16 protein-coding genes are annotated in these 23,920 nt (G+C 66.8%); 10 read left to right on the forward strand and 6 right to left on the reverse strand.

All coding sequences use genetic code 11. From position 1 onward, the window contains the following. Window positions 1–256: 256 nt before the first annotated feature. From POF53_RS22535 to POF53_RS22545, 3 genes are all read right to left on the reverse strand, one after another. Window positions 257–454 carry a DUF1737 domain-containing protein gene (locus POF53_RS22535; protein ID WP_475861367.1) on the reverse strand — a complete coding sequence of 66 codons (198 nt, stop codon included), beginning with the start codon at window positions 452–454 and terminating at the stop codon, window positions 257–259. Window positions 455–764: 310 nt separating this feature from the next. Next, window positions 765–1,013, reverse strand: coding sequence for a hypothetical protein (locus tag POF53_RS22540; protein WP_498969515.1), 249 nt, complete (start codon window positions 1,011–1,013; stop codon window positions 765–767). A gap of 359 nt (window positions 1,014–1,372) precedes the next feature. Beyond that, complete coding sequence (locus POF53_RS22545) at window positions 1,373–3,172, reverse strand: glycoside hydrolase family 15 protein (RefSeq protein WP_498969517.1); 1,800 nt, start codon at window positions 3,170–3,172, stop codon at window positions 1,373–1,375. Between the two features lie 736 nt (window positions 3,173–3,908). On the opposite strand from POF53_RS22545, the gene POF53_RS22550 reads away from it, so the two are divergent. Next, window positions 3,909–4,958, forward strand: coding sequence for a 3-oxoacyl-[acyl-carrier-protein] synthase III C-terminal domain-containing protein (locus tag POF53_RS22550; RefSeq protein WP_186713518.1), 1,050 nt, complete (start codon window positions 3,909–3,911; stop codon window positions 4,956–4,958). A 60-nt stretch (window positions 4,959–5,018) separates the two neighbouring features. Here the strand turns inward: POF53_RS22550 and zwf are convergent, their stop codons facing one another. Next, window positions 5,019–6,512: a glucose-6-phosphate dehydrogenase gene (gene zwf / locus POF53_RS22555; RefSeq protein ID WP_498969519.1), complete on the reverse strand. Its 1,494-nt coding sequence runs from the start codon at window positions 6,510–6,512 to the stop codon at window positions 5,019–5,021. Further along, on the reverse strand, window positions 6,513–7,532 hold the full coding sequence (gene gnd, locus POF53_RS22560) for a phosphogluconate dehydrogenase (NAD(+)-dependent, decarboxylating) (protein ID WP_498969534.1): 1,020 nt from the start codon (window positions 7,530–7,532) through the stop codon (window positions 6,513–6,515). 172 nt (window positions 7,533–7,704) lie between these two features. Between gnd and POF53_RS22565 the strand changes: the two genes are divergently transcribed. The 9 genes from POF53_RS22565 to POF53_RS22605 all read left to right on the forward strand — a co-directional run bounded on the left by POF53_RS22565 (window position 7,705) and on the right by POF53_RS22605 (window position 21,407). Further along, window positions 7,705–7,860, forward strand: a complete 156-nt coding sequence (locus tag POF53_RS22565) for a DUF6026 family protein (protein WP_162232975.1) — start codon at window positions 7,705–7,707, stop codon at window positions 7,858–7,860. A 492-nt stretch (window positions 7,861–8,352) separates the two neighbouring features. Continuing rightward, complete coding sequence (gene glgA / locus POF53_RS22570; protein WP_203647326.1) at window positions 8,353–9,912, forward strand: glycogen synthase GlgA; 1,560 nt, start codon at window positions 8,353–8,355, stop codon at window positions 9,910–9,912. A 14-nt stretch (window positions 9,913–9,926) separates the two neighbouring features. Continuing rightward, window positions 9,927–11,669, forward strand: a complete 1,743-nt coding sequence (treZ, locus tag POF53_RS22575) for a malto-oligosyltrehalose trehalohydrolase (RefSeq protein WP_498969521.1) — start codon at window positions 9,927–9,929, stop codon at window positions 11,667–11,669. Beyond that, on the forward strand, window positions 11,666–13,735 hold the full coding sequence (malQ, locus tag POF53_RS22580; protein WP_203647328.1) for a 4-alpha-glucanotransferase: 2,070 nt from the start codon (window positions 11,666–11,668) through the stop codon (window positions 13,733–13,735). The genes treZ and malQ overlap by 4 nt, the downstream gene beginning before the upstream one ends. Next, window positions 13,732–16,506, forward strand: a complete 2,775-nt coding sequence (locus POF53_RS22585; RefSeq protein WP_498969523.1) for a malto-oligosyltrehalose synthase — start codon at window positions 13,732–13,734, stop codon at window positions 16,504–16,506. The genes malQ and POF53_RS22585 overlap by 4 nt, the downstream gene beginning before the upstream one ends. 20 nt (window positions 16,507–16,526) lie before the next feature. After that, window positions 16,527–16,769: a DUF2934 domain-containing protein gene (locus POF53_RS22590; RefSeq protein WP_203647330.1), complete on the forward strand. Its 243-nt coding sequence runs from the start codon at window positions 16,527–16,529 to the stop codon at window positions 16,767–16,769. A 129-nt stretch (window positions 16,770–16,898) separates the two neighbouring features. Then, window positions 16,899–19,052: a glycogen debranching protein GlgX gene (glgX, locus tag POF53_RS22595; RefSeq protein WP_498969525.1), complete on the forward strand. Its 2,154-nt coding sequence runs from the start codon at window positions 16,899–16,901 to the stop codon at window positions 19,050–19,052. Between the two features lie 175 nt (window positions 19,053–19,227). Beyond that, complete coding sequence (locus tag POF53_RS22600; RefSeq protein WP_254464663.1) at window positions 19,228–20,010, forward strand: endonuclease/exonuclease/phosphatase family protein; 783 nt, start codon at window positions 19,228–19,230, stop codon at window positions 20,008–20,010. 320 nt (window positions 20,011–20,330) lie between these two features. After that, window positions 20,331–21,407, forward strand: a complete 1,077-nt coding sequence (locus POF53_RS22605; protein WP_232855908.1) for an autotransporter domain-containing protein — start codon at window positions 20,331–20,333, stop codon at window positions 21,405–21,407. 149 nt (window positions 21,408–21,556) lie between these two features. Here the strand turns inward: POF53_RS22605 and glgB are convergent, their stop codons facing one another. Further along, on the reverse strand, window positions 21,557–23,767 hold the full coding sequence (glgB, locus tag POF53_RS22610) for a 1,4-alpha-glucan branching protein GlgB (protein ID WP_232855907.1): 2,211 nt from the start codon (window positions 23,765–23,767) through the stop codon (window positions 21,557–21,559). Window positions 23,768–23,920: the final 153 nt, after the last annotated feature.

Consider the following 23,920-nt stretch of genomic DNA (forward strand, 5'->3'; position numbering starts at 1 on the left):
CGCATGCCTTGAGACAGGTGGGACGGCAACGATGCCCACACTGAAACCGCGTCGTGCCAACAAGGCGGCCCAGGTAATGGCACAGGATTGACTGGCCCGAAACAGATGTAGGAGCGGCCTTGCGTCGCGATGCGCCGCGCGGGCGGCGCTCGATCTCACAGGCGCTGCAAGGCTTGCGTCGGACACCTGGCGGCCCTTACTCGGTCCATGTCATCGAGCATGGCCCGGCGCAGGCGGATTGCGGCATCTATCCGTCTCAGTCCCTGGCTACCGGCCACAATACCGCCTGTGCAGCCACTACATATCCCTTGCTGCTATCGAAGGTCACGCTGGGCGAACCATAAAGCTGATAACCCAACGCCAGGCTCTCGGAAATACGCTGGCAGAAACTGGCGTCGTCCTTGCCGGTGATCAGGCGATAGACCGGCAGGCCGTTGGGTGGGGTCGAGGGCATCCGAGTATTCCTTTCATGGCAGGCGTCTATCGCGTGCGGGGCCGGGCATCATGCCATAGCTGCCGCGTCGATTCGCCTCGGTGGGGCCTGACCTGAGCGGGCATGCTCCATACGGATGGCACCGGCTGCGCCGGTATCGCGGGACAAGCCCGCTCCTACAGGGTCTATGCTTGGCTGGAAATCCTGTCTCAGACACTGCACAGCACCTGTAGGAGCGGGCTTGCCCCGCGATAGCGCCAGCGCGGCCACCCACGCAGCCAACGTCAATCATCGCCAGACATGCCCAGCATCCCACGCAGAATGCGCAAACTCAATGGCGTGTCTGCACCTGTGCTGGCACCTGCGCCAACGCGCAGTCCAGCAGCGCGCGTACCGTTTCCATCTCGTGCACCGCAGTCGGCGCCAGCGTTGCACCGAGCGAATGCGGATGTGAGGCCAGCACCGACTGATGGGCCACGATCAGGGCGCAGCGCACGTATTCCGCTGCCTGGATCAGGGTGTCTTCAAGGTGATGAGGGGAAGGATTGGATGGCGGTGGATCGGGGACGATCTTCAACATTTCGACTTCTGCTGCGGTAAGGATACGCCGCCATCCTTCCTTTGCAGTGGAGGGGTGGCGGCTACGTACAGGCTGCAAAAACCGGGGCAGAAGAAGGTAACCCGGCAGGTCCGAAGACCTCCCGCACGCAGCCACCATGAAACAAGCCTCCAGGTGCCTTGATGCACCTGGGGCCTGGCAACGGCGTCCTTCTTCTTTGGCTCGGGTTTGCAGACCCGGTCGCTGAATTGGCAGCGACCGGGGGAGCCTAGGTTGCAGGGAGAGCCGTAGCAATGGCTGAAAGGCGGCAAAAGGATGATTCGGAAATGGACTACAAGCAATGAGGAAAAACTGATTGTCCAGCGTCAGAAGTCGCAGGTTCAGTCACCGCCCTTCGCCCGATCCCGCACCGGACACTGCGCCCGGTGCAGGTTCAACGCCGTATTGATGATCCCGATATGGCTGAACGCCTGCGGGAAATTCCCCAGCATGCGCTTCCCCGCCGGGTCGTACTGTTCGGCCAGCAGCCCCACGTCATTGCACAAGCCCATCAATCGTTCATACAGCACCTGCGCCTCGTCCTGCCGCCCCAGCAGCACATACACATCCGCCAGCCAGAACGAACACACCAGGAACGTCCCCTCCCCCGGCGTCAGACCGTCGCTGCAATTGTCGCTGTCGTAGCGCAGCAGCAGGCCGTTGCGCAGCAGGCGCCTTTCGATCTGTTCCAGGGTGCGCAGAAAACGTGGATCGTCGGCCGGCAGAAAGCCGGTCAGGGCGATCTGCAGCAGGCTCGCGTCCAGCTCCGCCGAGCCGTAGGCCTGGACGAAGTGCCGACCGCCGGCGTCCAGCCCGCGCCGGCAGACTTCGTCACGGATCTCGTCCGCCACCTGGCGGTAATGCCGGCTGCGCTCACGCCCCTCCTCGGTGGTGTCGGCCAGGCCCGCCGCCCGGTCGAAGGCGACCCAGGCCATGACCTTGGAGTGCACGAAGTGCTGGCGACCGCCCCGCACCTCCCACAGGCCCTCGTCCGGCTCGCGCCAGATGCCTTCCAGGTACGGCAGGATCGCACGGGCGATGGCCGCGCCGCGCGGGTGGCGCGGCAGGCCGCCCTTGATCGCCTGGGTCATGGCGTCGGCCAGTTCGCCGTAGATGTCCAGCTGCAACTGGCCGGCGGCGGCATTGCCGACCCGCACCGGCTGCGAGCCCTCGTAACCCGGTAGCCAGGGCAAGGTGAACTCGGGCAGGTCACGCTCCCCCGCCAGGCCGTACATGATCTGCATCTGCTCGGGATTGCCGGCCACCGAGCGCAGCAGCCATTCACGCCAGGCCTGGGCCTCGTCGAAATAGCCCAGGTTCATCAGCGCCAGCAGGGTCATGGTGGCGTCGCGCAGCCAGCAGTAACGGTAGTCCCAGTTGCGCTCGCCGCCGACGCGCTCGGGCAGCGAGGTGGTGACGGCGGCGACCATGCCGCCGGTGGGCGCGTAGGTCATGGCCTTGAGGGTCAGCAGCGAACGACGAACCCGGTCGGTGTAAGGCCCGACATCAGGGCAGCGGGCGGCGAAGGCCCGCCACTGCTCGAGGGTCTGTTCGAAGTCATGGTCGATGTCGCAATCGGGCTGCACGGGCAGGTGCGAGGCCTGGTGGCAGAGGCTGAACACCTGGCGCTGCCCTGCGCACACGCGAAAACGGGCGACGCTGTGGTGGTCGCGGCCATGGGTTTCGGTGCTGCTGCGCAGGATCAGCCGCTCGGGGCCGGCGACGGCGCTCAGAGTCAGCGGATCGATCTTTTCCACCCAGGGCACGCTGCGGCCGTAGTCGAAGCGCAGCACCAGGTCCATCTCGAAGGCCGTCTCGCCGGCCAGGCCCTCGACGATGCGCAGCACGGCGTTGCGCTCGCCCAGGGGCATGCAGTCGAGCACCCGGGCGCGGCCACTGGCGGTGGTCCAGGTGGTTTCCAGTACCAAGGTGTCGTCGAGGTAGCGGCGAGCGCTGTGCTCGACCGGGTCGCTAGGGGCGATGCGCCAACGGCCGTTTTCCTCGTTGCCCAGCAGCGCGGCGAACACTGCGGGGGCGTCGAAGCGTGGCAGACACAGCCAGTCGAGGGCGCCGTCGCGGTTGACCAGGGCGGCGCTGCGGCAGTTGCCGATGAGGGCGTAGTCTTCGATCGGGGCAGGCATCGGGGATCCTCTGGCGGGTGGGCTTGAAGTTGGATGCTTCGCTACGGCTGGTCGTTCCACTGAGCATTGGTTTAAGCCCTGCGCTGCGAAAAATCCTACATGAAATCAAGACCGTTCCTGTTGGGAGGTCTCCGCCCGCTTCGCCCTAGAATAAGAACGCCGACGCCTAATGCCAGTCAGTTAGCGCTTCATCGCACTTGTTGGGGCTGCTTTGCAGCCCTTCGCGGGTAAACCCGCTCCCACAGGATTGCGCAAACGCTGAATCGAGCGCTGTACCTGTGGGAGCGCCTTTAGCCGCGAACACCGGCATAGCCGGTGCCAGGCACCGCAGCGCCTGCTTCGCGGGCAAGCCTGCTCCCACAGAGATAACAGTTCCCTACGCGATCTCCTATGGAACAACACGTAACTCAGCACTTGAGTTGTGCCGCTGGCGACACGCAGGAACATTGATCCACGGCATTGGTTCGCGAATACCCTGTGCTAGAAATATGCCAGTCAGTAGGCGTCACCGGGGCTGCTACGCAGCCCATCGCCGGCAAGCCGGCTCCCACGGATACAGCGCAGGCTCAGGGAATGCACGCACCCTGTGGGAGCCGGCTTGCCGGCGAAAGGCCGCAGAGCGGCCCCCTTTCGCTTGACTGGCAGGCATCAGGCCAATGGCTGCTTACAAGGATGAGCACGCCTCCACTCATGCGCACATACCGCGCAGGATCAACCCCCTCAACAAGGACGTTATATGAAGATCGTCGGGCTTTCCGCAATACTGCCGTCACGCCAAGTCACCAACCAGGACGTCATCAACCTGGTCGAACAACACTCCAGGGACACCTTCCAGGAGGACTTGCCGAAAACCTTGAAGACCATCGGCAAGTTGCTGGAAAAAAGCGGCAGCGACACCCGCCATTGGCTGGCGGCTGACGAGACGCCGATGGCACTGATGGAAGCGGCATTCGACGCGGCGCTGGCCCAGGCCAATATCAGCAAGGCCGACCTGGACCTGCTGATCTATCCCAACGTTACCCGCGGCTTTATCGAGCCGGCCAACAGTACCTTCATCGCCAAGGCGCTGGGCCTGAACTGCCGCAACTTCGATGTGGTCGATGCCTGCAACGGCTGGGTGACGGCCATGGACGTCATCAACAGCAAGATGCAAGCCGGTGAAATCCGCTACGCCGCCATCGTCAACATGGAGTTCGGCATGTCGGAAGGCGGGCCGGTGATGCCCAAGAACTTCTCGTTGCAGTCGCCGGCCGAGCTGGCCTACAAGTTCCCGAGCTTTACCATTGGCGAGGCCGCCGTCGTCACCATCCTGAGTAACGAGGCACCGGGGAACTTCAAGTTCTCGTACATCAACCGACCTGACCTGAGTGACTTGTCGACGATCTCCTTGCCGGACTGGAAGCTGTTCTGCAACGAAGAAGATATCGCCAAGATCGAGCCTACCGGTGGCCAGTACCAGTTCAACTCCTATGCCGCCGCCCTGCATGAAGACGGGCGCAACGAAGCAATCAAAGTCTTCAACCTGCAGAAACTCACCGCGGACGACGTGCACAAGGTGTTCATCCACACCGGCTCGCCAAAGATGTGGGAACACATTGGCCAGATGATCGGCGTCGATCACAAGTTGCATCACGTCGGGCACAAGACCGGCAACATCATTACCGCGTCGATCCCCTTCGGCATCTTTGATGCCATGAGCCGCGGCGAAGCCGAGCCAGGCCAGTTCTGCATGGGCTGGGCGGGCAGTGGCGGGATGGTGTTCTCGGCGCTGTCGTTTACCTTGTAGGGCTGCTCTGAAGACCTGCCGCCGTGCTGCAACGGCGGCAGGTCGCTGCTCCCGCTGGCGTCACCCCAGCGTGTGCCACTCGCGCTTGTCCCGCGCCAGCAGCTCGTCGCCGGCCTCGGGGCCATCCTCCCCCGCCGCATACCCGTGCACTTCGCCGCCCTCAGCCGCCCAGGCATCGAGGAACGGTTGCACCGCGCGCCAGCCGTTCTCGATGTTGTCGGCACGCTGGAACAGGGTCTGGTCACCGGTGAGGCAGTCGTAGATCAGCGTCTCGTAACCGGTCGCCGGGGTCATCTTGAAGAAGTCCTTGTAGGCGAAGCCCATCTCGACATTCTCCATCACCAGCTCCGGCCCCGGGCGCTTGGCCTGCAGGTCGAACCACATGCCCTCGTTGGGCTGGATCTGGATCTTCAGGTAGTTGGGCTTGGGCCGCTCCAGCTCGCTTTCGCGGAACTGCGCGTAGGGCGCCGGCTTGAAGCAGATGGCGATCTCGGTGTCGCGCACGCTCATGCGCTTGCCGGTGCGCAGGTAGAACGGCACCCCGGCCCAGCGCCAGTTGTCGATCATCACCTTGAGGGCGACGTAGGTCTCGGTCTGGCTGTGCGCGGCGACGTTGGCCTCCTCGCGGTAGCCGGGCAGCTGCTTGCGGCCCTGCTTGCCGGCGCTGTACTGGCCACGCACGGAATTGCGCAGGGCCATCTTCTGCGACCAGGGGCGGATGGCGCCGATCACCTTGGCCTTTTCACCGCGCACGGCGTCGGCGCCGAAGGCCGCCGGCGGCTCCATGGCGACCATGGCCAGCAGCTGGAACAGGTGGTTGGGCACCATGTCGCGCAGGGCGCCGGTGTTGTCGTAGAACGCCCCGCGCGTCTCGACGCCGACGGTTTCGGCGGCGGTGATCTGCACGTGGTCGATGTAATGATTGTTCCAGAACGATTCGAACAGGCCGTTGGAGAAACGGCTGACCAGGATGTTCTGGACGGTCTCCTTGCCCAGGTAATGGTCGATGCGGTAGATCTGCCGCTCGTTCATCACCTTGAGCAGGCGGGCGTTGAGCGCCTCGGCGCTGGCCAGGTCAGTGCCGAAGGGCTTTTCCACCACCACCCGGCGAAAGCCCCCGCCCGACTCGTCGAGCAGGCCGGCATCGCCCAGGCGCTGGGCCACCTCGGGGAAGAAGCGTGGCGAGGTGGCCAGGTAGAAGATGGCGTTGCCGTGGCGCGTCTTGTCGATGCGCCGGGCCAGGGCCTGGTAAGTCTGCGGATCGAGGAAATCGCCGGTCTGGTAGTCCAGGCGCTTGGCCAGGCGTGCCCAGAGCTTCTCGTCCAGGCACTTGCCGGCGTCGCGCTCGGCCATGAAGGCATGCAGGCGCTCGGCGAACGCCTCGGCCGTGGCGGCGTTGTGGTCGACCCCGACGATGCGCATGTTGCGATCGAGCAGGCCGTCACGGCTGAGGTTGTACAGCGCCGGCATCAGCAGGCGCTTGACCAGGTCGCCGCTGGCGCCGAACAGGAACAGGGTGCAGGGCGGCGCAGCGGGGATGGTCGATTTGCTCATTCAGTCCTTCTTCTTCTCGACGTGGCCGCCAAAGCCCAGGCGCATGGCGGAGAGGATCTTGTCACCGTAGGTGCCCTGCTGTTGACGCGAGCGGAAGCGGGCGAACAGCGCGCTGGACAGCACCGGCACCGGCACCGCCTGCTCGACGGCGGCGTCGATGGTCCAGCGGCCTTCGCCACTGTCGGACACCGAACCGCTGAATTCGGTCAGCTGCGGGTCGGCGACCAGCGCGTCGGCGGTCAGGTCCAGCAGCCAGGAGGTGACCACGCTGCCACGGCGCCACACTTCGGCGATCTCGGCGACGTTGAGGTCGAAGCGCTGGTCTTCCGGCAATTCCGGGCCGCCCTTGCTGCGCAGCAGGTCGAAGCCTTCGGCGTAGGCCTGCATCAGGCCGTACTCGATGCCGTTGTGCACCATCTTCACGTAGTGGCCGGCACCGGGCGGGCCGGCGTGGATGTAGCCGTGCTCGGCGCGCTCGTGCTCGCCGCTGCGGCCCTGGGTGCGCGGAATGTCGCCGACGCCCGGGGCGAGGGCCTTGAACAGCGGTTCCAGGCGCTCGAACACCGCCTTCTCGCCGCCGATCATCATGCAGTAGCCACGGTCCAGGCCCCACACGCCGCCGGAGGTGCCGACGTCGAGGTAGTGCAGGCCACGCTTGCCCAGCTCGGCGGCGCGGCGCACATCGTCCTTGTAGAAGGTGTTGCCGCCATCGATGATGGCGTCGCCCGGCTCGAGCAGGTCGGCCAGCTGGGCGATGGTCTGCTCGGTGATTTCGCCCGCCGGCAGCATGACCCACACCGCCCGTGGCGCCTCGAGCTTATCCACTAGTTCTTTCAGGGTATCGGCGCCCACCGCACCTTCGCCTTCCAGGGTGGTGATGGCTTCGCGGTTGCGATCGTGGACCACAGTGCTGTGACCTGCGCGCATCAGGCGCCTTGCGATATTGCCGCCCATGCGGCCAAGCCCGATGATTCCCAGTTGCATGTGACGACGCTCCCGTTGGTTTTGCTTTACAACAATTGACGATTTCAGATTAGTCCAGCGTTCTGGCGTAGGGTTCACCGACGAACGGGGCGACAACGATAAACAAAAAAGTTCCCAAGGGCCTGCGAAGAATTCAGAATGCGCGCCGCGCGAAGCGACTACGCTTCAAATTGTCACCAGCCATGCGAGGTGTGCCATGGGTACCCTGATGCCAGCCACTCCCACCCAGACCCTCTACGTCACCGTGCGCCGCGACGAGCTGCGCCAGTTGAAGGACGAACGTGACCAGTTGCGCCAGCAGGTCGCCCAGCTGAACCTGCTGCTGGAGCAGGCCCGCGTGCAAGGCAAGGCCGCCGGTCTCTGATTCACCCTTCCCGTGTGGGAGCGCCCTGGCTCCCACCCTCTCGCTGACGCCCTTTCCTGTTGCCGTATCGCGCCCGTCGCGGGTCGAACCCGTTGCGTTGCGCTGCGACCCTCATATTTTGCAACAACTCGCCAACGTTTGCGCGGGCAAACGTCCTCGAGAAAAATGACCAACGGGTCACTTTTCTCGCATTTCGTCTCCTACACTCCAGTTTCGGCCCGCGTTTTGCTCATAAAAAAGTGACGTAAAAAAGTCGAACTTTGCAGAACACGGGCAGGTCAGGACTTAAGTGGGCCGACGCAAAAGGACTTCCTCACGTCAGGCCCGCCCACCCCAACCAGTCCATACGTCTTTCGGCCGGAATGCCGAACGTGCCGTGCCTGCGCGCACGAATCCGGGGCAAGGACCGCACTACGAAGATGCAACAACGATCAGAGAGCAGACCCACGAGCCAACGTTAAGCACACACCAGAACAAGGGACGGAGAGAAGTATGATCAGTGCCGCTGTCGAACCTCACGTAGAGTCATTCAATTCGGATAACCGCGAGCCCCTGCCATCGGCGCTCGCCCCGACAGTCAAGGCACCGGGCGCCCAGCGCCAGCACAATCCGAACAAGCGCAAGATCCTGTTCGTCACCTCGGAGATCGCCGACCTGGTCAAGACCGGCGGCCTGGGCGACGTCTCCTCCGCCCTGCCCCGCGCCCTGGCGCACCTGCACGACGTGCGGGTGCTGATCCCCGGTTACCGCCAGGTCATGGAAAGCGACAACCCCATCCATATCGTCGGCGAACTGGGTGGCCACGCGGCCCTGCCACCGTGCAGGATCGGGCGCATGGACCTGGCCGACGGCCTGGTGATCTACGTGCTGATCTGCCCCGAGCTGTACCAGCGCGACGGCACGCCCTACGGCGCCAACAACGGCCGCGACTGGCCCGACAACCATATCCGCTTCGCCCGCCTGGGCCTGGCGGCGGCGGAAATCGCCGCTGGCGAAGGCATGGCCCACTGGCGCCCCGACCTGGTGCACGCCCACGACTGGCCGGCCGGGCTGGCGCCGGCCTACATGCACTGGCGCGGCCTGAGCACGCCGACCCTGTTCACCATCCACAACCTGGCCTACCAGGGCGTGTACAGCCGTGGCTGCAGCCCGGAGCTGGCGATTCCCGACCACGCCATGCAGCAGGAAGGCATGGAGTTCTACGGCAAGCTGTCGTTCCTCAAGGCCGGGCTGGCCTACTCCAGCCACATCACCACGGTCAGCGCCACCTACGCCCGGGAGATCACCACCCCCGAGTTCGGCTGCGGCCTGGACGGTTTCCTTGCCAGCAAGGCCCAACAAGGGCTGCTCGGCGGCATCCCCAACGGCATCGACGAAAGCTGGGACGCGGCCACCGACCAGCACCTGCACCACAACTTCAGCCTCAACGACTGGGCCGGCAAGGCGCGCAACGCCCAGCAGGTGCGTGAGCTGTTCGAACTGGAGCCGTCGGACGGGCCGCTGTTCGCCGTGGTGTCGCGGCTGGTCTACCAGAAAGGCCTGGACCTGACCCTGGGGGTGGCCGACTACATTGTCCAGCAGGGCGGCCAGATCGCCATCATCGGCCGCGGCGAACCCGAGGAGGAGCAGGCCATGCGTGAGCTGGCCCTGCGTCATCCGGGCCGCATCGGCGTGCGCATCGGCTTCAACGAGACCGATGCCCGGCGTATGTTCGCAGGCAGCGATTTCCTGCTGATGCCGTCGCGCTACGAGCCCTGCGGCCTGAGCCAGATGTACGCCCAGCGCTTCGGCTCGCTGCCGGTGGCGCGCAACACCGGCGGGCTGGCCGACACCATCGAGAACGGTGTAACAGGCTTCCTGTTCGACGACTCGACCGTCGACAGCTACCGCGAGGCCCTGGCCCGCGCCTTCTATGTGTACGGCAAGAAGAACCTGCTGAACGCCATGCGCTGCCTGTCGATGACCCAGCCGTTCAACTGGTGCCAGGCGGTGGAGCCCTACGCCCGGCTGTACGAAGACCTGGTCAGGCAGGCGCAGCACGCCCACTACTGAGCGGAGAGCCGGCGATGCACAAGCATGGCGCACAGTTGCTGGACGCCACGTCGGCGCGCTTCGCCCTCTGGGCGCCGGATGCGCGCAGCGTGAGCGTGGCGATCGGGCAGCGGCCGCCCCTGGCGCTGCGGCCCGACGGCGATGGCTGGTACACCGGTGTCGGCCCCTGCCAGGCGGGCGAGCAATACCACTATTGCATCGACGATGAGCTGCAGGTGCCCGACCCGGCGTCGCGCTATCAGCCCGAGGGCGTGCACGGCCCCAGCGCGCTGGTGGATGTCGACGCTTATCCGTGGCGGCACCCGTGGCAGGGCCGACCCTGGCACGAGGCGGTGATCCAGGAGCTGCACGTGGGCCTGCTCGGCGGCTACGACGGCGTGGCCAAGGTGCTGCCGCGCCTGGCCGAGCTGGGCATCAGCGCCATCGAGCTGATGCCCCTGGGGCAGTTCCCCGGCGCGCGCAACTGGGGCTACGACGGCGTGCTGCCGTTCGCCCCGCAGCACAGCTACGGCACGCCGCAGGCGCTGTGCGGCCTGGTCGACCAGGCCCACGGCCACGGCCTGATGGTGCTGGTGGACGTGGTCTACAACCACTTCGGCCCCGACGGCAATTACCTGCACCGCTACGCCAGCCCGTTTTTCCGCGAGGACCGGCAGACGCCCTGGGGCGCGGCCATCGATTTTCGCCGCGCCGAGGTGCGCGAGTATTTCATCCAGAACGCGCTGATGTGGCTGTGCGACTACCGCTGTGACGGCCTGCGCCTGGACGCGGTGCACGCCATCGACCAACCGGACTTTCTCGTTGAGCTGGCGCAGCGGGTGCGCGCCGCCGTCGAGCCCGGGCGGCAGGTGTGGCTGGTGCTGGAAAACGAGCACAACCAGGCCGCGCTGCTGCAACAGGGCTTCGACGCGCAATGGAACGACGACGGCCACAACGCCCTGCATGTGCTGCTGACCGGCGAGACCGAAGGCTACTACGCCGACTACAAGGACCGGCCGATCGACCAGCTGGCCCGCTGCCTGGCCGAAGGCTTCGTGTTCCAGGGCCAGCCCGACCGCCACGGTACGCCACGGGGCGAACCCAGCGGCCACCTGCCACCGAGCGCCTTCGTGCTGTTTTTGCAGAACCACGACCAGGTCGGCAACCGCGCCCTGGGCGAACGCCTTACCCGCCTCTGCCCGCCGCCGGCCCTGCGCGCCGCCACCGCGTTGTTGCTGCTGGCGCCGATGATCCCGCTGCTGTTCATGGGCGACGACGACGGCAGCCGCGAGCCGTTCCTGTTCTTCACCGATTTTCACGATGAGCTGGCCGACGCGGTGCGTGAGGGACGGCGCGGCGAGTTCGCCCATTTCGACGCTTTCGCAGACCCGCAAAAACGCGAGCAGATCCCCGACCCGAATGCCGAGGCGACCTTCGCCTCGTCCCGGCCCCGGCACCAGGACGTGCTGGCCGGCTGGCACGGCCTGTACCAGCAACTGCTCGACCTGCGCCGGCGCCATGTCATCGCGCACCTGCCCGGCACCCGCGCCCTCGGCGCCGAGGTGCTCGGCGACCAGGCGCTGTCCGCCCGCTGGCGCCTGGGCAACGGCTGCGAGCTGCGCATCGACCTCAACCTCGCCGCCCAGCCCCAGCCGGTCGCGCTGCCCGCCCTGCAACGGCGCCTGTACGACAGCAGCGACAACGCCCACCCCGACTCGACCCTTGCCGCGCACAGCTGCGTGGTCAGCCTGCTGCCCCCCGACCAGGAGACGCCATGAGCGAACAGCCCCTCCACCGCCTGGCCGCGCGGGTCGGCCTGGCCCGCGACTGGATCGACGCCAACAACCGCCCGCAGCAGGTCAGCGACGAGGTATTGCGCCGGGTGCTCGCAGGCCTCGGCCACCCGGCCGACGATGCCGCCGCCATCGCCGCCAGCCTGCGCGCCGTCGAGCAGGCCGAGGACAGCGAACACCTGCCGCCGCTGCTGACCGTCGATGTCGGCCAGCCCCTGGACCTGCAACGCTATTTCAGCGCCGACCGCCAGGCGCACTGCACCCTGGAGGACGGCAGCCAGCGCAACCTGGCCCTGGACGCCCAGGCGCGCCTGCCGGGCGAGCTGCCGCTGGGCTACCACCGCGTGGACATCGATGGGCGCAGCTTCAGCGTGGCCGTGGCACCGCCGCGCTGCCATGCCCTGGAGGACCGCGTCGAGCAGCAACCGCCGCGCTGCTGGGGCATCGCGGCGCAGCTGTACAGCCTGCGCCGCCCAGGCGATGGCGGCTACGGCGACTGCCTGGCCCTGGAGCAACTGGCGCGCAACGCCGCCGAGCGCGGCGCCGATGCCCTGGCGATCAGCCCGATCCACACCCTGTCGGCATTCGACCAGCGCCACTTCAGCCCCTACTCGCCCTCCAGCCGGCTGCTGCGCAACGTGCTCTACGCCAGCCCCGGTGTCGTCTTTGGCGAGCGCGAGGTGCGCATGGCCATCGAGGCCTGCGACCTGCAGGCGACACTCGACACGCTGGAACAGCAGGCCCTGGTGGACTGGCCACGGGCCGCCGACGCCCGCCTGCGCCTGCTCGAGACGCTCTACCGGCAGTTCAGCCAGGGCGAGCATCCGCTTCGCCAGGATTTCGACAGTTTCCGCGCCAGCGCCGGCGAGCAACTGGAGCACCATTGCCGCTTCGAAGTGCTGCAGGCCGAGGCGGTCAGTACCGGCCTGGGCGCCGACTGGCGCCGCTGGCCCAAGGCCTGGCACGATCCCTACCACCCCGAGGTCGAGGCCTTCGCCAACGCCTACCCGGCGCGGGTCGAGTTCCATGCCTTCTGCCAGTGGCTGACCGAGCGCAGCCTGCAACGGGCCCAGGACGCGGCGCGCGGCAACGGCATGGCGGTGGGCCTGATCGCCGACCTGGCGGTGGGGGCCGACGGCGCCGGCAGCCAGGCCTGGAGCCGCCAGGACGAACTGCTGGCCGAGCTCAAGGTCGGCGCACCGCCGGACATCCTCAACCGCTCCGGCCAGGACTGGGGCATCTGCGCCTTCTCCCCCGAGGGCCTCAAGCGCAACGGCTACCGCGCCTTCATCGAGATGCTGCGGGCCAACCTGGCCCATGCCGGCGGCCTGCGCATCGACCATGTGATGGGCCTGCGCCGGCTGTGGCTGATCCCCCGTGGAGCCACACCCAGCGAAGGCGCCTACCTGGACTATCCGCTGGACGACCTGCTGCGCCTGCTGGCGCTGGAATCGGCGCGGCACCAGGCGATCATCCTCGGCGAGGACCTGGGCACCGTGCCCGAGGGCCTGCGCGAACGCCTGGCCGACAAGGCCGTGCTGGGCATGCGCGTGCTGCCGTTCGAGCAGGCCGCGCCCGGGCAGTTCAAGCCGATCCTCGACTGGCCGGACAACGCCCTGGCCACCACCGGCACCCATGATCTGGCGCCCCTGGCCGGCTGGCTGGTGGGTCGCGACATCGACTGGAACCATCGCCTGCAACTGATCGACGCCGCCACCGAACTGCACTGGCGCCACACCCGGGCCGTGGAGCGCGACGGCCTGCGCCGCACCCTGGAGCAGAACTACGGGCCACTGCGCGGCGACGACGCGCTGATCGACGCGGCGATCCGCTACATTGGCCATACCCGCGCGCCGCTGGTGCTGGTGCCGCTGGAGGACCTGCTGGGCTGCGACGAGCAGGCCAACCTACCCGGCACCACCGAAGGCCACCCCAACTGGCGCCGGCGCTTCCAGGCGCCGGTACGCGACCTGCTCGACGACGAGGACGCCGCCCGCCGCCTGGAGCTGCTGGCCCAGGCCCGCGAACAGGCCTGGGAGCGTGATCGATGAAACCGTTGACCGCCACCCTGCGCCTGCAGCTGCACAGCGACTTCACCCTGGATGACGCGGTGCCGCTGGTGCCCTACTTCGCCCGGCTAGGCGTCAGCCATCTGTACGCTTCGCCGATCCTCACCGCCCGTGCCGGCTCCCGGCATGGCTACGACGTGGTCGACCCGACCCGGGTCAACCCCGAGCTTGGCGGCGAGGCGGCGCTCGAACGCCTGGTGGCCGCCCTGCGCCAGCACGGCATGGGGCTGATCCTCGACACCGTGTCCAACCACATGGCCGTGGGCGGCGCCGACAATCCCTGGTGGCAGAGCCTGCTGGCCTGGGGCCGGCGCAGCCCCTATGCGGAATTCTTCGATATCCAGTGGCATTCCAGTGATCCGTTGCTGGCCGGGCAGCTGTTGCTGCCGTTCCTTGGCAGCGACTACGGCGCGGCTCTTAAGAGCGGCGAAATCCCACTGACCTTCGACGCGCCACAGGGGCGTTTCGAGGTGACCCACCATGAACATCGCTTCCCGATCTGCCCGCTGGACTACGGGCGGATCCTTGGTCAGGCCGAGGATCCGCGCCTGCAGGCACTGGCCGCGCACTTCAGTGCCCTCGGCGAGACCGACGACCCGCTGGCCGAGGCCCTGCCCCTGCACCGCGAACTGACCCGCCTGAGCGCTGCCGGCGCGAACCTGCAACCTGCCCTCGACGCCTTCGACAGCCGCACCGAGGCCGGCTTCAAGCGCCTTCACCTGCTGCTGGAACGCCAGACCTACCGCCTGGCCAGCTGGCGCACCGCCGCCGACGACATCAACTGGCGGCGCTTCTTCGACATCAACGAACTCGGCGGCCTGCGCGTGGAGCGCGCGGTGGTGTTCGAGGCCACCCATGCCAAGCTGTTCGAGCTGATCGAACGCGGCCTGGTGGACGGCCTGCGCATCGACCATATCGACGGCCTGGCCGACCCGCGCCGCTACTGCCGCAACCTGCGCCGCCGGGTCGACCGCTTGCTGGCGCGACGGCCACTGGATGCCGCGCTGGCACACTTCCCGATCTATGTGGAGAAGATCCTCGGCGCCGACGAACACCTGCACCGTGACTGGCTCACCGACGGCACCACCGGCTACGAGTTCATGAACCAGGTGTCGCTGCTGCAGCACGATCCCGCTGGCGAGGGGCCGCTGGGCGAGCTGTGGAGCGCCGTCAGCGAGCGACCTGAATTCACCGAGGAGGTGCGCAGCGCCCGCCACCTGGTGCTCAACGCCAGCCTGGCCGGCGACTGCGAGTCGGTGGCCCAGGCCCTGCTGCAGGTGGCCCGCGACGACCTGATGACCCGCGACCTCACCCTCGGCGCCATTCGCCGGGCGCTGCAGGCGCTGGTCGAGCACTACCCGGTGTATCGCACCTATATCAACACCTGTGGCCGCCCCGCCGAGGACGAGGCGTTCTTCCAGCAGGCGCTGGCCGGGGCGCGCCAGTCGCTGGGCGAAGCCGACTGGCCGCTGCTCGAGCAGCTCGAGCGCTGGCTCGGTGGTCAACCGTGGCGCCGCCTGCCGCCGGGCCGACCGCGCAAGCACCTGCGCCATGCCTGCGTGCGCTTCCAGCAACTGACCGCGCCCAGCGCCGCCAAGGCCGTCGAGGACACCGCGTTCTATCGCTCGGCCCGCCTGCTGTCGCGCAACGACGTGGGCTTCGACGCCGAGCGTTTCAGCGCCGCGCCGACCTGGTTCCACAACGAAGCCCAGCGCCGCCTGCGCGATTTTCCCGACAACCTGCTGGCCACCGCCACCCACGATCACAAGCGCGGCGAGGACTGCCGGGCGCGCCTGGCCGTGCTCAGCGAACACGGCCCCTGGCTGGCCAGCCGTGTCGAGCACTGGCGCGAACTGGCCGCGCCGCTGCGCGAGGCACTGGACGATGGCGAGGCCCCCAGCCCCAGCGACGAACTGCTGCTGTTGCAGACCCTGCTCGGCAGCTGGCCGCTGACCCTCGACCTGCAGGATCCGGCGGCCCTGCGCGCCTATGCCGAACGCATCCGCCAATGGCAGCGCAAGGCCCTGCGCGAAGCCAAGCTGCGCAGCAGCTGGGCCGCGCCGAACGAACGCTACGAGCAGGCCTGCGCAGCCTATGTCGACGGCCTGCTGCTGGACGACGAGAACCAGCAACTGCGCCAGTCCCTGCACGAAGCGGCGCGCCGCCTGGCCTGCCCCGGCGCCCTGAACGGCCTGGCGCAATGCCTGCTGCGCATGACCACGCCCGGCGTGCCGGACCTGTACCAGGGCAACGAGTACTGGGACCTGTCGCTGGTCGACCCGGACAACCGCCGCCCGGTGGACTACCCTGCAAGACGCGCCAGCCTGGACGATGCCACGCCCCTGGCCGAGCTGCTCGCCCACTGGCGCGACGGCCGCCTCAAGCAAGCCCTGGTGGCCCGGGTGCTGGACGCCCGCCAGGCCCACCCCGAACTGTTCCAGCGTGGCGCCTACCTGCCGCTTGCCGTGCGCGGGCGCCATGCCGACAAGGTGCTGGCCTTCGCCCGCCTGAGCGAGGACGCCCGCGCCATCATCGTCGTACCGCGGCTGGCCAGCACCCTGCTGGGCCCGGCCGCCACCCCGTTGATCCCGGCACAGAACTGGGACGATACCCGGCTTGTCCTGCCGTTTGCCTTGTCGCCTGCCAACTGCTCGGGACTTTTCGGCGGCGGTGCTGTCACCCCTTCAAGGGAGCTGATGTTGAGCGCCGTGCTGATGGAGTTTCCAGTCAACCTGTTGATTGAACATGCCTAACTGCATTCAGGAGCGTCGAGATGAGTGTCGAAGAAAAGCGTATTCGCGAGTTTGCGTATCAGATCTGGGAGTCGGAGGGTAAGCCGGCGGGCCAAGAGGACCGTCATTGGCAGATGGCGCGCAAGCTGGCCGAGGCCGAGGCATTGGCGCCAAAGGCCGCGCCTCGCAAGAAGGCGGCGGCCAAGCCGAAGGTAGCGGCGCCGGTGGAGAAACCGGTGGCAGCCAAGAAACCGCGGGCGGTGAAAAAGCCCGCTGCCGGCTGATTACTCCACTGGCCTCTTCGCGGGTAAACCCGCTCCCACAGGGGAGTTGCATGCACCTGTGGGAGCGGGTTTACCCGCGAAGAGGCCCGCATTGACACCCAGGCAACGCCCCGGACCATGAGGACCGCCATGAGCCCCCGCACCCCGAAGAAGACCCGCTCCGTCGCCCCGTCGCGCATCCGCGAAGGCCTGCCCTTTCCGCTCGGCGCCACCTGGGACGGCCTGGGGGTCAACTTCGCGCTGTTCTCGGCCAACGCCACCAAGGTCGAGCTGTGCTTGTTCGATCCCAGCGGCGAGGAGGAAATCGAGCGCATCGAGCTGCCCGAGTACACCGACGAGATCTACCACGGCTACCTGCCCGACGCCCACCCGGGCCTGGTCTACGGCTACCGTGTGCACGGCCCCTACGAGCCCGAGAACGGCCACCGTTTCAACCCCAACAAACTGCTGATCGATCCCTATGCCAAGCAGCTGGTCGGCACGCTGCAGTGGTCCGAGGCGCTGTTCGGCTATACCATCGGCCACCCCGACGCCGACCTGTCGTTCGACGAGCGCGACAGCGCGCCGTTCGTGCCCAAGTGCAAGGTCATCGACCCGGCTTTCACCTGGGGCCGCGACCAGCGCGTGTCGATCCCCTGGGAGCGCACGATCATCTACGAGGCTCACACCCGCGGCATCAGCATGCGCCATCCGGCGGTGCCTGAGCACCTGCGCGGCACCTTCGCGGGGCTTGCCAACGACGAGCTGCTGGCGCATATCAAGGAACTCGGCGTGTCGAGCATCGAACTGCTGCCGATCCACGCCTTTGTCAACGACCAGCACCTGCTGGACAAGGGCCTGAACAACTACTGGGGCTACAACAGCATCGCCTTCTTCGCGCCCCATCCGCGCTACCTGGCCAGCGGCAAGATCGCCGAGTTCAAGGAAATGGTCGCGCACCTGCACGACGCCGGGCTCGAGGTGATCCTCGACGTGGTCTACAACCACACCGCCGAGGGCAACGAACGCGGCCCGACCCTGTCGATGCGAGGCATCGACAACGCCTCGTACTACCGCCTGATGCCCGACGACCGGCGTTTCTACATCAATGATTCGGGCACCGGCAACACCCTCGACCTGAGCCACCCCCGGGTGCTGCAACTGGTCACCGATTCGCTGCGCTACTGGGCCGGCGAGATGCACGTGGACGGCTTTCGCTTCGACCTGGCGACCATTCTCGGCCGCTATCACGACGGCTACAGCGAGCGTCACGGTTTTCTCGTCGCCTGCCGCCAGGACCCGATGCTCAGCCAGACCAAGCTGATCGCCGAACCTTGGGACTGCGGCCCGGGCGGCTACCAGGTGGGCAACTTCGCCCCCGGCTGGGCCGAGTGGAACGATCGCTTCCGCGACACCGTGCGCAGCTTCTGGAAGGGCGACGAAGGCATGCTCGCCGACTTCGCCTCGCGCATCACCGCCTCGGGCGACCTGTTCAACAACCGTGGCCGGCGCCCCTATGCCTCGGTCAACTTCGTCACCGCCCATGACGGTTTCACCCTGCGCGACCTGGTGTCGTACAACGACAAGCACAACGAGGACAACGACGAGAACAACCAGGACGGCACCAACAACAACCTGTCGTGGAACTGCGGCGTCGAAGGCCCCACCGACGACCCGGCGATCAATGCCCTGCGCATGCGCCAGATGCGCAACTACTTCGCCACCTTGCTGCTGGCCCAGGGCACGCCGATGATCGTCGCCGGCGACGAGTTCAGCCGCACCCAGCACGGCAACAACAACGCCTACTGCCAGGACAGCGAGATCGGCTGGGTGAACTGGGACCTGGATGAGGATGGCAAGGCGCTGATGGCCTTCGTCAGGCGCCTGACCCGCCTGCGCCTGGCCTACCCGATCCTGCGCCGCTCGCGCTTTCTGGTCGGCGACTACAACGAGGCGATCGGGGTCAAGGACGTCACCTGGCTGGCCCCGGATGCCAGCGAGATGACCGTCGAGCAGTGGGAGGACCCGCACGGGCGCTGCCTGGGCATGCTGATGGACGGCCGCGCCCAGGTCAGCGGCATCGCCCGGCCGGGCGCCGAGGCAACCATGCTGTTGATTGTCAACGCCTATCACGACGTGGTGCCGTTCACCCTGCCGGCGGTGCCGGAGGGCGACTACTGGAGCTGCCTGGTGGACACCGACCGACCCGAGCTGCGCAAGCCGCAGCACCTGGCGTTCGACACGGTGTTCGAGGTCAAGGGGCGGTCGTTGCTGTTGCTGGTGCTGCAGCGGGAGGAGGACTGAACCGGCAATGGGCGTTTTCGGTCCTACACTGCGTGGGATAGGGCTTCGTGGGAGCGGGCTTGCCCCGCGATGAGGGCCGAGAAGGCCATCGAGCTGTTCAGTTGGCCCCCATCGCGGGGCAAGCCCGCTCCCACGAAACCCGCCCCCGCAACGGGATTTACCAACAGGAGCCGTCGTGAGCAGTCCAGGTTTCGCCAACGTCAACCAGGCCCCGGCCGTGCATCGGGTCAAGGTGCTGACGGTCAACACCCACAAGGGCTTCACCGCCTTCAACCGGCGCTTCATCCTGCCGGAGCTGCGCGAGGCGGTGCGCAGCACCGAGGCCGACATCGTGTTCCTCCAGGAAGTGCTCGGCAGCCACGACCGCCATGCCGCGCGCTACCCCGGCTGGCCACGGACCTCGCAGTACGAGTTCCTCGCCGACAGCATGTGGAGCGACTTCGCCTACGGCCGCAACGCAGTCTACCCAGACGGCCACCACGGCAACGCGCTGCTGTCCAAGTACCCGATCATCGAGCACCGCAACCTCGACGTGTCGATCACCGGCCCCGAGCGCCGCGGCCTGCTGCACTGCGTGCTGGACCTGCCCGGGCAGCGCCAGGTGCATGCCATCTGCGTGCACCTGTCGTTGCTCGAGCGCCACCGCCAGCAACAGCTGCACCTGCTGCGCCGGCTGCTCGACGCCCTGCCCGCCAACGCCCCGGTGATCATCGCCGGCGACTTCAACGACTGGCAGCTGCGCGGCAACCACACCCTCGGGCTGCAGCACGGCCTGCACGAGGCCTTCGAGCGCCACCACGGCCTGCTGGCCCGCACCTACCCCGCGCGCCTGCCGCTGCTGCGCCTGGACCGCATCTACCTGCGCAACGCCGATAGCCACGCACCGAGAATCCTCGGCAACAAGCCCTGGACCCACCTGTCCGACCATCTGCCGCTGGCGGTAGAAGTGCGGTTGTAGCAACGATTCGGCATAGCCGCGAGGCGGTAAATCACCATTATCGATATGCGTCTTTCAAATTTACGCAAATTCAACAAGTTAAATAGTCAAACAGGCATTTTTCGATCCTTTCACGCTTTCTTGACGCAAGCGCCGTCCTCTCCTTAGCTGAACAGTAATCACCAGACGTAAAAACTCGTGCCGGGCCTCTAGCGCGCGCCCTCGTGCGCTCTGCAGAAGGCTGGTGCGCTGGTACCTGTCGCCCCCTGTTCTTGTCGTACAGCTCGTGACATCAGGCCAGGTCTTGGGCTGTTCACTCATACATCAACAGGAGATCCGCCATGAAAAGCACCTCGAATCCCTCGCGCTTCGACGCTTTTTTCTGTGCGGTTTCCACGTCGCTGCTCTTGGCAACCCCGGTGGAAACCTTCGCCTTCGAATCGCAGGAGGGCGAACCCTTCGCCCCTGTCCTGGCGCAGCCCGAGGTGCCACGATTGTCGCTCGATCCGGTCAGCGTCAGCGGCCTCAACCAGGGCCTGCTCAGCGCCTTCTCCGAGCGCATGGGTGAACGTCATGGCCAGCCCGACAGCGACCATATCGCCAGCCAGTGGGCGCAGTTCTTCCCCGGCGCGCCGCGCCCGGGCGCCCAGCCGCCGGCGCAGGTGGAGGCGCCCAGCCAGCAGATGATGATCGGACCGGACTTGTTCGTGCGTGAAACCAGCGGCGGCAACGTGCACCGCGCGGGGATCTTCGTCGGCCACAACAACCTGCAGAGCACCTTCAACGGCATGCGCCCGCTGCTGGGCGACAAGCAGCGCGACGCGGTCAACCTCAGCGGCGAGAGCCTGGGCGTGTACTGGAGCATGACCCACGAGCAGGGCTGGCACGTGGACGCCGTGGCCATGGGCACGCGCATCGACGTCAACGGCCGCTCCCAGGCCGGCCAGCGGCTCGATGACAGCGGCCACGCGATGACCTTCTCGGTGGAGGGCGGCTACCCCATCGGCCTGGGCGCCGGCTGGGTGATCGAGCCCCAGGCGCAGTTGATCAACCAGCAGTTCTTCCCCGGTAGCCAGGTGCAGGAGGAAACCCTGCAGGCCTTCGACAGCCAGCCCAGCTGGAGCGGCCGGGTCGGTGCCAAGCTGTCGGCGCGCTACGAAGTGCGCGGCATGCCCATCGAACCCTATGTGCGCACCAACGTCTGGTACGACTTCAGCAACGCCGACCCGGTGAAGCTGGACCAGGTCGACAAGATCTCCAGCTCGCGCAGCGCCGCCACGGTGGAACTGGGCTTGGGCCTGGTGGCGCGGGTGACGCCGAACGTGGCGCTGTTCGTCAGTGCCGACTACAGCTCCGATGTGGATGACAATGACCTGAACGGGTTGATTGGCAGTTTGGGGGTCAGGATGCGTTGGTAGACGACCACCGCACTCCTGTAGGAGCGGCCTTGTGCCGCGAAAGGGCCGCAAAGCGGCCCCAGGATTTCAGCGTTGATGCATCAATCGCCGGGGCTGCTTTGCAGCCCTTTCGCGGCACAAGGCCGCTCCTACAGGGAGAGAGAAACCCATCAGGCCGGCTTCATCACCAACACCCCCAACGGCGGCAGGTTCAGCGCCAGCGACAATGGCTGGCCATGGCTGGCGATCGCTTCGCTGGCTACCGCCCCCAGGTTCCCCACGTTCGACCCGGCATACAGCTCGGCATCGCTATTGAGCAATTCTTGCCAGTGCTCGCCAAACGGCACGCCAATGCGGTAACCCTCCCGCGGCACCGGCGTGAAGTTGGCCACCACCAGCAGTGGCTCGCCCTGGCTGCTCCAGCGCAACCAGGCGTACACGCTGTTATGCGCGTCGTCGCCGATCAGCCACTGGAAGCCCTGGGGCTGGCAGTCCAGCTCGTGCAACGCCGGCAGTTCGCGGTACAGGCGGTTGAGGTCGGCCACCAGCTTCTGCACGCCCTGGTGCTCGGAGTACTGCAGCAGGTACCAGTCCAGTTGCTGGTCATGGTTCCACTCGCGCCACTGGCCGAACTCGCAGCCCATGAACAGCAGCTTCTTGCCCGGGTGGGTCCACATGAACGCCAGGTACGCCCGCAGGTTGGCGAACTTCTGCCAGCGATCGCCGGGCATCTTGTCGATCAGCGAATGCTTGCCGTGGACCACTTCGTCGTGGGAGATCGGCAGGATGAAATGCTCGGAATAGGCGTAGATCAGCCCGAAACTCATCTCGTTGTGGTGGTAGGTTCGGTGCACCGGATCGTTCTGGATGTAGTGCAGGGTGTCGTGCATCCAGCCCATGTTCCACTTGTAGGCGAAGCCCAGGCCGCCCTGCTGCACCGGCTGGCTGACGCCGGGCCAGGCGGTGGACTCCTCGGCGATGATCAACGCGCCCGGCGCCTCATGGGCGGCGACGCCGTTGAGGTGGCGGATGAAGTCGATGGCCTCGAGGTTCTCGCGCCCGCCGTGGCGGTTGGGCACCCATTCGCCGGCCTTGCGCGAATAATCGCGGTAAAGCATCGAGGCCACCGCGTCCACGCGCAGGCCGTCGATGTGGAAGTGCTTGAGCCAGTGCAGCGCCGAGGCCAGCATGAAGCCGCGCACCTCGTTGCGACCGAGGTTGTAGATCAGCGTGTTCCAGTCCTGGTGGAAGCCTTCCAGCGGGTTGTCGTACTCGTACAGCGCGGTGCCGTCGAAGCGCGCCAGGCCATGCTCGTCGGTGGGGAAATGCGCCGGCACCCAGTCGAGGAGCACGCCGATGCCGCCCTGGTGGCAGGCATCGACGAAGAAGGCGAAGTCCTCGGCGCTGCCATAGCGCGAGGTCGGCGCGAACAGCGACAGCGGCTGGTAGCCCCAGGAGCCGCCGAAGGGGTGTTCCATGATCGGCATCAGTTCGATATGGGTGAAGCCCAGCTCCTGCACGTAGGGCACCAGGCGCTCGGCCAGCTCGCGCCAGTTGTAGAAGCGCGCGACTTCGCCGGCATCGTCCAGCTCGCAGCGCCAGGAGCCGACGTGCAGTTCGTAGATCGACAGCGGCGCGCTGTAGGCATGCCGTTGGGCGCGCTGCTCCATCCACTGGCCATCGCGCCAGTCGTGGGCCAGGGCACCGGCCACCTTCGAGGCGGTGCTCGGCGGCAGTTCGGTGGCACGGGCCAGGGGGTCGGCCTTGAGTGGCAGCACGCCGTCCGCGCCCAATACTTCGAACTTGTAAGTCTCGCCCACGCCGAGCCTGGGCACGAACAGCTCCCACACCCCGGCACCGTGGCGCAGGCGCATGGGGTGACGGCGGCCGTCCCAGTTGTTGAAGTCGCCGACCACCGACACCCGCCTGGCGTTGGGCGCCCAGACCGAGAAACACACCCCCGCGATGCCTTCCACTTGCGTCGGCTGGGCGCCGAAGCGCCCGGCCAGGTCGCGGTGGTTGCCTTCGGCGAACAGATGCATGTCCATGTCGCCCAGTTGCGGGCCAAAGCTGTAGGGGTCCTCGGTCACCTGCTCGCCGCCGGCCCAGCCGATCTGCAGCAGGTAGGCCTGTGCCTCATCGAGGTGCGCGGTGAACAGCCCCGGCACGCTGCCCTGCACCATTTCGGCAAGCACTTGCCCATCCTGGCGCGTCAGCAGTCGTGCATTCAGGGCATTAGGCAGGAAAGCGCGGACGAACAGGCCGCCCGCACCGTCGCCATGGGGACCCAGCACGGCAAATGGGTCGGCGTGCTCGGCGCGGACCAGGGCGTCGAGGTCCCGTTGCCGAAGGCCGCCGTTGTCACGCGTGGTTGCATTCATCTCACTGCCCCTTATCAAATTATTCAATGCTGCCCATCCGGGCCTCTGTGGGAGCGGGCTTGCCCGCGAAGCAGGCGACTTGGTACATGGCACCGGCTTTGCCGGTGTTCGCGGGCAAGCCCGCTCCCACAGAGATTCGTGTTCAACCTGGAA

The organism is Mitsuaria sp. RG (assembly GCF_028369275.1).
GTDB classification, from domain to species: Bacteria; Pseudomonadota; Gammaproteobacteria; order Pseudomonadales; family Pseudomonadaceae; genus Aquipseudomonas; species Aquipseudomonas peradeniyensis.